Origin of the sequence: Streptomyces sp. S07_1.15 (assembly GCF_020739505.1) — a bacterium.
Classification (GTDB): Bacteria; Actinomycetota; Actinomycetes; order Streptomycetales; family Streptomycetaceae; genus Streptomyces; species Streptomyces xinghaiensis.
In genome coordinates, this window is the sequence record NZ_JAJBZK010000001.1 from 66,170 (window position 1) to 79,057 (window position 12,888).

At 75.2% G+C, this 12,888-nt stretch carries 13 protein-coding genes; 4 read left to right on the forward strand and 9 right to left on the reverse strand.

Going from position 1 to position 12,888, the window contains the following annotated elements; translation table 11 throughout:
• Window positions 1–34: 34 nt before the first annotated feature.
• Together LIX60_RS00265 and LIX60_RS00270 are read right to left on the reverse strand one after the other, a co-directional pair.
• Entirely contained in the window at window positions 35–1,912 is a 1,878-nt protein-coding gene (locus LIX60_RS00265; protein WP_308100936.1) for a lasso peptide isopeptide bond-forming cyclase, read from the reverse strand.
• A 20-nt stretch (window positions 1,913–1,932) separates the two neighbouring features.
• Window positions 1,933–2,043, reverse strand: a complete 111-nt coding sequence (locus LIX60_RS00270; protein WP_125626283.1) for a keywimysin-related RiPP — start codon at window positions 2,041–2,043, stop codon at window positions 1,933–1,935.
• 631 nt (window positions 2,044–2,674) lie between these two features.
• Between LIX60_RS00270 and LIX60_RS00275 the strand changes: the two genes are divergently transcribed.
• The 4 genes from LIX60_RS00275 to LIX60_RS00290 all read left to right on the forward strand — a co-directional run bounded on the left by LIX60_RS00275 (window position 2,675) and on the right by LIX60_RS00290 (window position 5,147).
• Window positions 2,675–3,076: a DUF2243 domain-containing protein gene (locus LIX60_RS00275; RefSeq protein ID WP_374117950.1), complete on the forward strand. Its 402-nt coding sequence runs from the start codon at window positions 2,675–2,677 to the stop codon at window positions 3,074–3,076.
• Complete coding sequence (locus LIX60_RS00280; protein ID WP_227956634.1) at window positions 3,073–3,948, forward strand: cytochrome c oxidase assembly protein; 876 nt, start codon at window positions 3,073–3,075, stop codon at window positions 3,946–3,948. Before LIX60_RS00275 ends, LIX60_RS00280 begins: the two co-directional genes overlap by 4 nt.
• A gap of 92 nt (window positions 3,949–4,040) precedes the next feature.
• Window positions 4,041–4,280 carry a DUF6411 family protein gene (locus LIX60_RS00285; RefSeq protein ID WP_043462553.1) on the forward strand — a complete coding sequence of 80 codons (240 nt, stop codon included), beginning with the start codon at window positions 4,041–4,043 and terminating at the stop codon, window positions 4,278–4,280.
• 228 nt (window positions 4,281–4,508) lie between these two features.
• On the forward strand, window positions 4,509–5,147 hold the full coding sequence (locus tag LIX60_RS00290) for a hypothetical protein (RefSeq protein WP_227956635.1): 639 nt from the start codon (window positions 4,509–4,511) through the stop codon (window positions 5,145–5,147).
• Window positions 5,148–5,424: 277 nt separating this feature from the next.
• On the opposite strand, the gene LIX60_RS00295 is transcribed toward LIX60_RS00290, so the two are convergent.
• The 7 genes from LIX60_RS00295 to LIX60_RS00325 all read right to left on the reverse strand — a co-directional run bounded on the left by LIX60_RS00295 (window position 5,425) and on the right by LIX60_RS00325 (window position 12,873).
• Complete coding sequence (locus LIX60_RS00295; RefSeq protein ID WP_176743609.1) at window positions 5,425–5,640, reverse strand: ferredoxin; 216 nt, start codon at window positions 5,638–5,640, stop codon at window positions 5,425–5,427.
• A 2-nt stretch (window positions 5,641–5,642) separates the two neighbouring features.
• On the reverse strand, window positions 5,643–6,836 hold the full coding sequence (locus LIX60_RS00300) for a cytochrome P450 (RefSeq protein WP_227956636.1): 1,194 nt from the start codon (window positions 6,834–6,836) through the stop codon (window positions 5,643–5,645).
• A gap of 167 nt (window positions 6,837–7,003) precedes the next feature.
• Window positions 7,004–8,503 (reverse strand): NADH-quinone oxidoreductase subunit N, encoded by a 1,500-nt coding sequence (locus LIX60_RS00305; RefSeq protein ID WP_227956637.1) that lies wholly within the window; start codon window positions 8,501–8,503, stop codon window positions 7,004–7,006.
• Window positions 8,500–10,011 (reverse strand): NuoM family protein, encoded by a 1,512-nt coding sequence (locus LIX60_RS00310; RefSeq protein WP_227956638.1) that lies wholly within the window; start codon window positions 10,009–10,011, stop codon window positions 8,500–8,502. The genes LIX60_RS00305 and LIX60_RS00310 overlap by 4 nt, the downstream gene beginning before the upstream one ends.
• Before the next feature lie 5 nt (window positions 10,012–10,016).
• Window positions 10,017–12,011, reverse strand: coding sequence for a proton-conducting transporter membrane subunit (locus LIX60_RS00315; RefSeq protein WP_227956639.1), 1,995 nt, complete (start codon window positions 12,009–12,011; stop codon window positions 10,017–10,019).
• Window positions 12,008–12,313, reverse strand: coding sequence for an NADH-quinone oxidoreductase subunit K (locus tag LIX60_RS00320; RefSeq protein ID WP_019706390.1), 306 nt, complete (start codon window positions 12,311–12,313; stop codon window positions 12,008–12,010). The genes LIX60_RS00315 and LIX60_RS00320 overlap by 4 nt, the downstream gene beginning before the upstream one ends.
• Window positions 12,310–12,873: an NADH-quinone oxidoreductase subunit J gene (locus tag LIX60_RS00325; RefSeq protein WP_227956640.1), complete on the reverse strand. Its 564-nt coding sequence runs from the start codon at window positions 12,871–12,873 to the stop codon at window positions 12,310–12,312. The genes LIX60_RS00320 and LIX60_RS00325 overlap by 4 nt, the downstream gene beginning before the upstream one ends.
• Between the last annotated feature and the right edge of the window lie 15 nt (window positions 12,874–12,888).

A 12,888-nucleotide genomic window follows, 5' to 3' on the forward strand; every position in this document is an offset into this window, starting at 1 on the left:
ACGGCTGCTCGGGACGGCTGCTCAGGACGGCTGCTCAGGACGGTGCCGGCAGAGGGGGCCCCGGTGCGGGGCCGGAAGCGGGGCCGGCGGCGGGTGTGAGGGTGCGCAGCCAGACCTCGCAGGAGATGGTCGAGTAGAGCATCGCCTCGCGCAGGCCGGGGGTGGCGGGCCGCCGCGCAAGCGCCCGGAGCCGGCCGGCGTCGACCAGGCCGCGCCGGGCCAGTTCGGAGTCCTCCCAGAGGGCGTGGAGATCGGCCCGGTGCTCCCGGAGCCCGTTGGTGGCGTCCATCGAGGCGGTGGCCTTGGTGCGGCGGCTCAGGCAGACGTCCGGCACGACGCCGCGCATGGCCGAGGTGAGCAGGGGTTTGTACGAGAACGGGGTGACCCGGTCCGCCGGCCGGACGGCGAGGGCCGCCTCGATCACCCGGTCGTCGAAGAAGGGCGAGGCCATGGGCAGTCCGGCGCGGGCGGCCATCCGGTCCCAGATCCGCAGGATCCGGGTGCAGTCGCGGATGAGGTGCAGGTCGGTGTGCATACCGCGGTCGGGCGCCAGGGGGACGGCGTTCTCCGCGGCCCGGCCGAGGGCCCGCCGGATCGCCTCGCCGGCGTCCGGGGTGACCCAGTCGAAGAGCCGGGGCGGTGTGCCCCAGCCCAGGGCGCCGCTGACGGTCGGCGCCGGGGGCGCGTGCAGCTCGCGCCGGGTGCCGGCGAGCCACTCCCCGTAGGGGCGGGAGTCCAGCAGGGCCCGGGCGGTGTCGCGCAGCGGCCAGTTCCACAGGGCGCGGAAGCCGCGGAGCCTGCCGAGGGCCAGGAGCGGGCCGGTGCGCAGCAGCCGGTGGTAGTACGCCTCGGAGCACCAGGCGATGTGGTCGCCGCCGATGCCGGTGAGGTGCACTTCGCTGCCCCGGTCCGCGAGTCCGGGGAGGTGGTGCAGGACCCGGGCGCGGTCCATGACCCCGATGGTGGGCTCGTCCATCGGGTCGTCGATGTCGAGCAGACCGGTGTAGACGAGGGGGGACGCGTCGGCGTCCCAGACGACGTGATCGAGGTCCGGCAGGTGCTCGGCGGCCTTCCGCGCCCAGTACAGGTCGCTGTCGGCCGGGTCACGGCCGGGCCAGGTGCTCGCGATGACGCGGGCGGAGGTGCGCGCGGCGAGGAAGGTGACGCTGGTGGAGTCGAGGCCGCCGGAGAGGTCGCAGCTCACCGTGGCGGCGGAGCGGGTGCGGGCCTGTACGGCGTCCTCCAGGGCCGCACGCAGGTTCTCCGCGCCGGTTTCCAGGGAGTCGTCCGCCTCGGGCGGTGTCCACCAGCGTGCGGTCCGGCTGCCGCGGCCGCTCGGGGTGACGACGAGGGCGTCCTCGGGCGGTACGGAGGTCACGCCCCGCCAGACGGAGGTCTCCGCCAGCGGGTGCGGAACGGGCCAGAGCAGGCGGACGGCGAGTTCTTCCTCGTCCACCCCGGTCCCGGCGGCTTCGGCGAGGATGTCGGCGCGGTCGGCGGCGACGACCGCGCCGCCGACGGTGGCGTGGTAGACCCGGCGCAGCCCGGAGGCGGTGCCCTGGATCCGCAGCCGGCCGTCGAGATCGGCCACGAGGTGGAAGCTGCCGGGGAGCCGGCGGGCCAGTTCGCCGGCCTCGGTCAGGTCGCGCATCCGCTCGGCGCAGCGCTGGAGTTCGGCCGCCTCGGCCGGGCAGCAGCCGAGGACGGCGATGCCCGACCGGCGGGCGCGTACGGCGGTGATCTCCCGGTCGTGCCACCGGCCGGCCAGCCAGGGCCGGCCGGAGGGGTAGGAGAGCACCCGGGTGCCGGGGGTGATGAGGGAGCGGGCCGCGGCGAGGGCCTCCGCACAGTCCGGAAAGACCGTGAAGTGGCCCTCGCCCGGGCCCGCGATCCCGGAGGATCGAGGCATCATGGCTCAGGCGTCCGCGCGCCTCAGTTCTTGCTGAGGATCAGACGGTCGTTGCCGCTGTGCCCCAGCAGCCCCGTCTTCTCCCGGAACCCGCCCAGTTCGACCAGGACCGGCGCCTCGTAAGCCTTGCGCATGCTTTCCTCCCTTCGCGGGGCGGCCCGTCCCCGCCGTCCGCCGGACGGCGCCGGCAGCGGAGAAGGGAACGATTCGCCCCGCGCCCGCCGTCCCGGACCCCGGGTGGTGTCCGACGAAAACGGCTGGCTGCAGAGAGAATTGGCCATGCGGGACGGGCGGAACAAGGCCGTAACGGAATACCGCGCTCCAAACCCCCTGCCCGGGTGACGCACCGTCCGTCTGTTGTAAAAAACAGGACCCTACGGGCCGACCATAGGATTGCCGGACGAACATATGGCCGGATGCGCACCGGCTTCCTCCCGGCACCGCTCCGGCGGTTCCACGCGGTCAGCGGGCCGGCCGGCCCTGTCCGGCGCGGGCCCTGTCCGGCGCGGGGCCCCGGCGGTCCTTTCCGCCGCCTTCAGCGCCGGACCGCGCCCCTCTCGCCCCGCACACCGCTCGCCGTGCCCTCCGCCTGCCGCGTTCCCGACTCGGTCCGCCCCGCCCCGGGTAGGCGTTCCGGACATCCCCGTCCCCCCGCCGCAGCGCCGAGGAGAAGCCGTGAGTACACGCCAACGTGAGCCAGTGCGGCCGGGCGCACCGCTCTCCCGCCGGTCGCTGTGGGTGGCCGCGCTGATCGGCGCGGCACTCATGGCCGCCGCCGATGAGATCGTCTTCCACCAGCTGCTGGCCTGGCACCACTTCTACGACCGCTCCACCCCCGCCGTCGGGCTGCTCGCCGACGGACTGCTGCACACCGCCGAAGTCCTGGGCCTGGTGGCCGGTTTCGTGCTCTTCTCCGACCTCCGGCGGCGCGGTGCCCTCTCGCCGGGCCACGCGCGGGCCGGGCTGCTCCTCGGGCTGGGCGGCTTCCAGCTCTTCGACGGCGTCGTGGACCACAAGGTGCTCCGGACCCACCAAGTCCGGTACGGCGTCGAGCTCCTCCCCTACGACCTGGCGTGGAACGGCTTCGCCGTGGTGCTGCTGGCCGCCGGCGCGGTCCTGGCCGTGCGCGCGGACCGCGCGTCCCGGCGGTCCGCGGCGGCCCGGTGACCGGCCGGTACACGGCGCTCGCCGCCGGCGGGCCGGGCCTCTCCCCCGGGCAGCTGCTCACGGCGCTCGCCGCCTGGGCGGCGGTCGCCGGTTACCTGACGGCCGCCGCCCGGCTGCGCCGGCGCGGTGACCGCTGGCCGTGGCGGCGGGACCTGTCCTTCACCTGCGGCGGGCTGGCCCTGTCGGCCGCACCGGCGGTCCCCCTGCCGGGCGGTCCGTTCACCGCCCATATGGCGCAGCACGTGTCGGCCGGCATGGCCGCGCCGCTGCTGCTGGTCCTCGCCCGCCCCGTCACCCTGGCCCTGCGCGCGCTCCCCCCGGGACCCGCGCGGCGCGGGCTGCTCGCGGCCGTGCGGTCCCGGCCGGCCGCCTGGCTCGTGTTCCCCCCTCTGGCGGCGCTGCTGGACGTGGGCGGACTGTGGGTGCTGTACCGGACGGGCCTGTTCGCCGCCTCGCACCACGAGCCGCTGCTGCACGGCCTGGTGCATCTCCACGTGGTGGCGGCCGGACTGCTGTTCTCCTTCGCCGTCTGCGCGCCGGAGCCGCTGCGGCACCGCTGGAGCCTCGCCTGGCGCGGTACGACGCTGCTGCTCACCGGGGCGGCCCATGCCGTCCTCGCCAAGAGCCTCTACGCCGTTCCCCCGCCCGGCACCGGCTTCGGCACAGCGGATCTGCGCACCGGCTCGCAGCTCATGTACTACGGCGGTGATCTCGTCGAACTGGCGCTCGCCGCCGCGCTCGCCGTCCAGTGGTACGCCGCCACCGGGCGCGCCCGTTCGCGCGCCGGGCGCTCCACCGGGGCGCCCGGGGACGGTCCCGCCGGCGCTCCACGCCGCCCGTCACCGGCGGAGAGCGGCGGGGCGAGGCCCTGACCAGGTCCTTCGGGAGCGGTGCCGGGGCTTCGGGTGTGCCGGGCCCCGGGCCGGGTAAGCGCGGAAAACCGAAGAACGAGGAGGTTTCCGCCGTGGCCGTCGCCATTGTCGTCGTCTGTGTGGTTCTGGCCGTACTGGCCTTTCTGCTGCCGCGTTTCTCCCGCCATCCGGAACGCGGGACCCAGCGCTCCCTCGGAGCCGGAACCCGCGTGACGGGCAAGGCGCCCGGGCCGCTGGGCCGGCTGTTCAGCAAGCCGTTCCGCAGCAGTTCCCGTGCCGTGTCGCGGAGCGGGTCCGCCGGGCGCCGCGCCCGGTGGCGCATGCCGTTCTGAGCGGACACCCGGGCCGCCTCCTCACCGGGTGAGCCACAGCGGGAAGCGCCTCCGGCCTCCCGGTGCCGCAGCCGCCGCCGACCCCGGCGCGGCCGGCGGCACCCGGGAGGCCGGAGGCGTTCGCCGCACCGGTGCCGCCGGATCCCGGACCGCTCGGAGGGGCCGCAACTCCTCACGGCCGGGAGGGTCTTACCGGACCCTTAGGTGCGCCCCGTAGGGTGGCTCCCCATGACGGATGAGAGCACCACCACCCCCCGTACCGACAGCGACCCCGCAAAGGAGGAGGAGAAGACCGCCGTTCCCGGGCAGTCCGCGCGGCCCGTCGCGGAGAAGGAGATCCGCAAGGATGACGCGGCCGGGCCCGAGGAGCCCGTGACCACCGCGGAGGGCACCGCTCCCGCGGACGGCGCCGAGGACGAGGACGACGGGCCGGACGTCCCGGCGGACGCCGCCCCCGCCCGTACCGCCTCCGGCACCGGATTCGGGGCCGGCGCCGCCGCTGTCGTCAGCGCCGCGTTCGGCCTCTGCTCCCTCACCGGCACCTCGGTCGGCCAGATGCTGCACGCCCGCAAAGAGCTCATCGGCCAGATCGAGGCCAGCTCAGGTGGCGGCGGCGACCAGATCGAGGCCTACTACAGCGTCCCCTGGCACACGGCCGCCCTGCTCAACGGCATCTTCGCGCTGCTGGCGATCCTCGTCGGCGGCCTGCTGCTGGCCCTGCACGCCCAGCGCGCCGGCACCCGCTCCTGGGTGAAGTCCGTGGCGCTGGCCGGTCTCGTGCTCGGCGCGGTCGGTCTGCTCGTCTCGCTCGGCATGTACTTCGACCTGTTCGCCAACGCCCCCGAACTGCCCGGGGCGGGCTCCTGAGACCGCGGCCCGGCGGCCGCCACCCCCGTACCCCCGCGCCCGTCCTTCCCGGCCCCCGAGCGGGAAGGGCGGGCGGGCTTCGGAAAGACCTCCGGACGCGCGGCCCCGGACGGCCCCCGGTACCGTTGCGGAAGTTCCTTCCGGCACAGGGCGGTTGAGGAGAGACGGACGACCGCGGACCCGAACCGGCCGGGCCCGGCCCGTCCCCCCGCGGACGCCCCGGATCGCGGCTCCGGGGCGCCTGGACGGGGCGGGGCGGTGCCCCGCCCCTGGCGGCTCAGGGGCGGGGGGCGATCACCTTCCCGCCGTCGAGGACCTCGATCGCCATCACCGGGCACGAGTCGGCCACGTCCAGGACCTCCTCGTCCGGCTCGACGTCCGGCCGCACCGGGCGGGACCGGTCGGCGTCCATGGTGAAGAGGTCGGGCGCGGTGCCCGCGCAGACGGCGGAGCCCATGCACCGCTCCCGGTCCACTTCGATGTGCCAGGTCATGCTTACCACCCGATCGGCAGGGTGCGCGGTCCGCGCACGATCATCTGTGTCTTCCACTCGACGTCCCCGGCCGTGTGCAGTCCGGGGAAGCGGAGGATCAACGCCCGGAGGGCCTCCTGGAGTTCCAGCCGGGCGAGCGGTGCGCCCAGGCAGTGGTGGGCGCCGTGGCCGAAGCCGATGTGCTGGTTGGCCGGCCTGCGGAAGTCGAGCCGCCCGGGCTCGCCGAAGCGCAGGGCGTCGCGGTTGGCCGCCCCGACGGCGACCAGCACCGGTTCGCCCGCCCGCACCAGGGTGCCGCCGACCTCGATGTCCTCCGTGGCGTACCGGGGGAAGGCGGACCCGGCCCCGAGCGGGACAAAACGCAGCAGCTCCTCGACGGCGGCCGGGATCAGCTCCGGCTCCCCGCGCAGCCGTTCCAGATGCCGGGGGTGGTCGAGCAGGGTGAGAACGAAGTTGGGAATCTGGGTGGCGGTCGTCTCGTGGCCCGCGACGAGGATGCCGACGCAGAGGTCGGTGAGCTCTTCCTCGGTGAGCCGCTCCAGGTCGCCGTCGCGGGCGGCGATGAGCGCGCTCATCAGGTCGTCCCGCGGCTCCTCGCGGTGCCGGGCGATCAACCCGGCCATGTAGCCCCGCAGTTCCTCGCGCTTGGACAGGAACTCCTCCGCCGTCAGGGAGCTGGTGGACAGCGCCGCGTCGCTCCACTCGCGGAACCGCGGGCGGTCCTCCTCGGGGACGCCGAGGAGGCGGCAGATGACGGCGACGGGGATCGGCAGCGCGTACTCCTCGACGAGGTCGGCCGGCGGGCCGGTCTCCTCCAGCGCGTCGAGCAGGTCCTCGGCGAGGGCCCGGACGTCCGGCCGCAGCCGCTCCACCCGGTGCGTGGTGAACGCCTTGGCCACCAGGGCGCGCAGCCGGGTGTGGCCGGGCGGGTCCATGGCGAGCATGCCGTTGGCCATGGACACCGGGGACTGCCGGGGTTCGTCGCGGCGGGTGGCCTCGGCCCGGCTGAACCGGCGGTCGCCCAAGACCAGCCGGGCGTCGGCGTAGCGGGTGACGAGCCAGGCGGGCTCGCCGTACGGCAGCTGTACGCGGACCAGGCCGGGGGTCCGGCGGACGCGCTCGTAGGCGTCGGCGAGGCCGAGCCCGGTGGCCTCGTTGAAGGGATAGCTGATCGGTCCGGTGTCGGTCGTGGTCACTCGGGTCCCCTTTCCGGCTCCGCGTGGGGCGGCCGCCCGCGCCCGTAGGACCGTAGGAACGCCGCCGTTCCGGCGTCAACACACCCTTTTCGGCCGCTCGTCGCCGCCCCGGAGGGCGCTTCCGGAAGGGCCGGCCCGGGAGGCCCGGCCGCGCGGACGGGGCCGTTTCATCCGGCGAGCGGTCCGTCCAGGACGGCGAGGACCGGGCCGGCGGCCGGGCCGAGGAGGAGGGAGAGGGCCGCCGCGGCGACGGCGACCGCCGCGGCCGGAGCCGTCCACTCATCGGGGGCGAACGGGCCGCCCGGGTCGCCGGCCCCGTCCGGCACCTCGTTCCCGTCCCCGTCCCCGGCACCGGCACCGTGCCCGTTCCCGGGGGACGGACCGATGGCGAACGCGGGCGCGATCCACCGCAGGTAGTAGAAGAGCGAGGCGAGGGTGTTGACGGCGGCCAGGACCATCAGCCAGCCGAGGCCGCCGTCCAGCGCCGCGCCGAAGACCTCCAGCTTCCCCAGGAAGACCGCGGTGGGCGGGGTCCCCACCAGGCCCAGCAGGCAGACCGTCAGGGAGACGGCGAGCGCCGGCCGGTGCCGGGCCAGGCCGCGGTAGCCGTCGAGCGTGCGGATCCGGGGGAGGGCGCAGACGACGGCGAAGGCGCCGAGGTTCGTCAGCGCGTAGGCGGCGAGGTAGAAGAGCAGCGCCGGCTGGGCGAGGGAGTCGCGGCCCGCCACGGCGACCGGCATCAGCAGATAGCCGACCTGGCTGATCGCCGAGTAGGCGAGCAGCCGCCGCACGTCCCGCTGGAAGAACGCGGCCAGGTTGCCGAGGGTCATCGAGGCGGCGGACACCACGGCGACCAGCTCGGTCCATCCGGCCGACGTATCGGAGAACGGCACGGCCGCCAGCCGGTACAGCGCCGCCAGCGCCCCGATCTTGGGGACGGTGGTGAGGAAGGCGGCGACCGGCGCCGCGCTCCCCTGCACCGCGTCCGGCAGCCAGTAGTGGCCGGGCACCCCCGCGGCCTTGAACAGCATCCCGGCCAGCAGCAGGACCGTTCCGGCGGCCGTCAGCCCCGCGGACGCCTCCGGAAGCTCCGTCCGCAGCAGGGGGTAGGCGGAGCCGCGTCCCGCCGCGTACAGCACGGTGATCCCGGCCAGCATCAGCACCCCGAGCAGCGCGCCGACCACGTAGTACTTCAGGGCGGCCTCGGTGCCGGGCGCGTCCTTCCGGAAGCCCGCGAGGACGTACGAGGGGACACTCGCCAGCAGATAGGCGGCGGCGAGCAGCAGCAGGTCCTGCGCCCCGGCGAGCATCAGGGCGCCCAGCGCGGCGAGTTGCAGCAGGACGAAGAACTCGGACTGCCGCGGGTGCCCGTGCAGGGGGCCGAGCCCCAGCAGCGACACCAGCAGCGTGGAGCCGAGGATCACGATCCGGGCGGTGCCCGTGACGGGGTCGGCGGCGAAGGAGCCGGTGAAGGCGGTGGCGGGCGGACCGGTGGCGAGGACCGCCGCCGCCACGGCGCCCGCTCCGCACACCGCGCAGGCGAGGACGCCCACCAGCCACTGCCGGCGGCGCGGCAGCCAGGCGCCCAGCAGCAGTCCGGCGACGGCCCCGGCCGCGAGCAGCGCCTCCGGGATCAGCTCGACAAGGCTCTGTTCCATCCGGGTCATCGGGCGAGCAGCTCCATCACGCCGCGCGAGGCGGGTTCGATGACGTCCAGGACGAAGCGCGGTGCGATGCCGAGGAGGACGCCGAGGCCCAGCAGCGGTACGACGGCGACGCGTTCGGGTGCCCGGAGGTCGGGGAACGGCCGTCCGGCACCGGGCGCGTCGGGCAGCCGGAGCGGTCCGAGGAGCATCCGCTGCAGGGCGCGGAGGAAGAGGCCGGCGGTGAGGAGGATGCCGAGCACCGCGAGCGAGGTCTCCACCGGCCGGGAACCGAGACTGCCGGTGAAGATCTGGAACTCGGCGATGAAGCCGGAGAACCCCGGCAACCCGAGGGAGGCGAACGCGGCCACCCCGGTCAGCGCGGCGAAGACCGGGGCGCGGCCGGCGAGTCCGGAGTAGGCCGCCATCTCGTACGTACGGCACCGGTCGTACAGCACTCCGGCGAGCAGGAACAGCGCGCCGGTCAGCAGTCCGTGGCTGACCATCTGGAAGACGGCCCCGGTGACGGCGAGCCGGCGGGCCTCCTCCGCTCCGGCGCCCGTGGCCGCCGCCGCGCCGAACGCCAGGACGATATAACCCATGTGGTTCACGGAGGTGTAGGCGATCATCCGCTTGAAGTCGGTCTGGGCGAGGGCGACCAGCGCCCCGTAGAGCACCGACACCAGGCCCACGATCACGAAGACCTCGGCGTACTCGCGCCAGGCGCCGGGGAGGACGGGCATGGCGATGCGCAGGAAGCCGTAGGTGCCCATCTTCAGCAGGACGCCGGCCAGGATCGCCGAGCCCACGGCGGGGGCCTCGGTGTGGGCGGGCGGAAGCCAGGTGTGAAAGGGCACGGTCGGTGTCTTGACGGCCAGTCCGATACCGATGGCGAGCAGCACCAGGCCGCCGTACGCGGCCCGTCCCGCGAGCGGGTTCTCCCGGGTCAGCTCGACGATGTCGAAGGTGTGCGGGTCGGCGGCCAGAAAGAGGCCGATGAAGCCCAGGAGGAGGGCCAGGGAGCCGAGGAAGGTGTAGAGGAAGAACGTGAGGGCCGCGCGAGCGGCGTCCCGGTGGCCCCAGCCCGCGATGACGAAGTACATCGCGACGATCGACAGGTCGAAGAAGAGGAAGAAGAGGATCAGGTCCAGGGCGGCGAACAGCCCGAGGCAGGTGGTCTGCAGAAAGAGGAAGAGGGCGGCGAACTCCCGCACCCGGCGGGTCCCGCGCCGCGCCCAGGTGTAGCCGGCGCAGGCGAGGAACAGCACGCAGGTGAGGGCCATCAGCGGCAGGGAGAGCCCGTCGGCGCCGACGTGGTAGCTCACCCCCGCGTCAGGGATCCAGCGCACCCGCTGCTCGTACTGCATTCCGCCGGCGGCCCGGTATCCCGCCCAGATCACGGCGGTGAGGGCGAGTTCCGCCGCCGCTGCCGCCAGCCAGCCGCCGAGGAAGACGGCGCGCGGCACACGGCGGGGCAGGCAGAGCAGGAGCGCCGCCACCGCGGTGGGGAGCAGGACGAGAACGGTGAGCACGGCGGTCACCTCACAGCGACGAGGACGAGGGCGAGAGCGAGGACGGTGAAGGCCGCGACGGCCTGGGCGAGGTACTGGTGCAGCTGACCGGTCTGCGGCCGGCGCGCCAGCCGCCCCAGGGCCGCGGCCCCGGCGGTGATCCCCCGGACGAGGACGTCGAGCCACTCCTCCCGCCCCCCGGCGCGGCCGTCCGGCCGCCCGGTGGCGCGGGCGAGCCGCAGCGTCGCACGGGCCGCCGAGACGGTGGCCCGGTCCGGGCCCCGGGCGTCGAGGACGGCCACGGCCCCGGCGGCGCGCAGGGCTCCGTGCCCGGCCGCGCGGACGGCCCGGGCGAGGACGCGGTCGTCGAAGGCGGCCAGCACCCCGGCCAGCCGCAGTACGGGGCGGACGAGGAGCAGCCGGGCCAGTGCCTCCAGCCGCATCCAGTCGCCCCACCAGGCGGTGACGGCGGGCGGCAGCGGCAGCGGGCGGGCGGCCCGCCGCAGGACGGCGGCCGAGGCCGCCAGGACGAGGGCGGTGGACAGCGCCACCTCCCAGCCGTGCGGGGCCGGTTCGCCCGTGGTGCCGAGGGCCCGGGCGAACGTTCCCCGGGCGGGCTCGAACGCCAGGACGGCGAGCGCGGCACAGGCGAGAGCCAGCCCGCCCAGGGCCCAGGACGCCGGGGCGGGCAGCGCTCCGCCGCCGTCGCGGGCCGCACCGCCGTCACCGGGGCCGGTGCCGTCCCGTTCGGGTGCGGGCGCGGGCGCGGGCTGCCAGACGAACCACAGGGCCTTGACGCTGTAGACGGCGGCGACCACGGCGGCCGCGAGCCCTGCCGTGTACAGCGCCGTCCCGTGCTTCAGGGCGGCGGCCAGGAGCAGGTCCTTGGCTCCCCAGAGCACCAGCGGCGGCCAGCCCGCCAGGGTCAGCGCGGCGACGGTGAAGGTGACTCCGGCCACGCGGTGGCGGCGCGCGGCTCCGCGCAGCCCGGGCAGCGCCTTGGTGCCCAGCAGGGTCAGCCAGGCCCCCGCCACCAGGAAGGCCAGGCTCTTGGCGGCGGCGTGGCCGATGAACTGGAGCGTCCCGCCGGTGATGCCCCCGGTGCCGGCCGCGAGCACCATGAACCCGGTCTGGGCGCAGGTGGAGGCGGCCAGCAGCTGTTTGAGGTCGGTCTGGGCCACGGCGACCAGGCCGAGGAGCACGGCGGTGGCGGCGCCGGCCCAGGCCGTCACCGGCCCGCCCCAGCCCGAGGCCGTCAGCAGCGGTCCGGTCCTGAGGAGCAGATAGGCCCCGGCGGCGGCCATGGTCGCCGAGTGGAGCAGCGCGGAGACCGGGCTCGGGCCCTCCATCGCCCGGGAGAGCCAGAAGCTGAAGGGCAGTTGGGCCGATTTGCCGAGGGCCGCCACGATGACGCCCGCGGTGACGACGGAGAGCCAGGGGCCGGTGGTGCCGGACAGCTCGTCCAGGTCCAGCCCTCCGGTGCCGCCGGCGAGCGCGGCGCCCGCGGCGACGTAGAGGCCGAGGTCGGCGGCGCGGGTGGTGAGGAACGCGGTGCCGGCGGCCCGCGCCCGCGCCGGTTCCCGCCACCAGTAGCCGATGAGGGCCCAGGAGGTGGCCCCCATCAGCTCCCAGGCCATGAGCAGCACGGGCAGGGTCTGCGCCGTGACGGTGGTGAGCATGGCGCCGGAGAAGAGGAGCATCAGCCCGGAGAAGCGGGCCCGCGCCTCGCCGGGCCCGTTGCCCCGGCTGCTGAAGACGAGGACGGCCAGGGTGACCGCGGCCGTGGCCACGGCCACCGGGCCGGACAGCCCGTCCGCCGCCAGCCGCACCGGGAGCCCGTCCAGCAGCGGCGCCGCGGCGTCGGGCCGGGTGGTGGCGGCGGCGCAGGCCAGCCCCAGGGTGGCGGCGGCCGCGGCGACCGCCGTGCCGGGTGCCGCCCGGTCGGCGCGGCGGCCCAGGACGGCCAGGGCCGTGCCGGAGCCCAGCGGCAGGGCGATGAGGGCCCACAGCGGCCAGCTCACTCCTTCAGCTCCGCGGCCATGTCGGTCATGTCGATCTCCTGGGCGCGGAAGAGGGCGGTGACCACCGCGAATCCGACGGCCATCTCCACGGCCATCACGGTGACGGCCAGCACGATGAGCACCTGGCCGTCGGCGCCGGCGGGCGCGATGTGGTGCCAGACGGCCGCGGCGGCCACGATCAGTCCGCCCAGCATGAGTTCGAGCCCCATCATCAGCATCACGACCGACTGCTGGGTGAGCGCGCCGAACAGGCCGGTGCTGAACAGCGCGGCGGCGAGCAGCAGAAGCGTTTCCAGGGTCACCGCCGGCCACCTCCCGGCACCGGGTCGTCGGGCCGGCGGGCCTTCAGGTCGTCCCCGAAGCGGTCGTAGCGGCCGCGGCGGGTGGCCAGGACGACCGTGCCGACGATGGTGGCGAACAGGGCCATGCCCAAGGTCATCATGGTGAGCATGTGCGGCCCCATCAGCGACATGCCCAGGTCGTGGGTGGGGTCGGCGGGCGGCCGGCCGCGGCGGGCCGGCCAGGGGGCGAGCAGGATGCCCGCGGCGAGCACGGCGAAGACGGTCCCGCAGAGGACCGCCGCGCCCTTGGTGTTGTGCAGCATCGACATGGGCATCAGCCCGGCCGGGTTCATCATGTACATCACCATGAAGACGGCCATGAGGGCCATCTCGACGGTCATCATCAGCAGGATGACGACCCCCAGGTAGTCCAGCCCGAGGAGCATCACCACGCCGCCCGCGCACAGCAGCGAGGTGAGCAGGGCGTACGTGGCCCGGGCCATGGAGTCGAAGCGGAACACCATGACCCCGGCGGCGGCCGCGAGTACGGCCAGCACCCAGAACAGCGCGTGATCGAGCATCGGCGGATTCCGCTC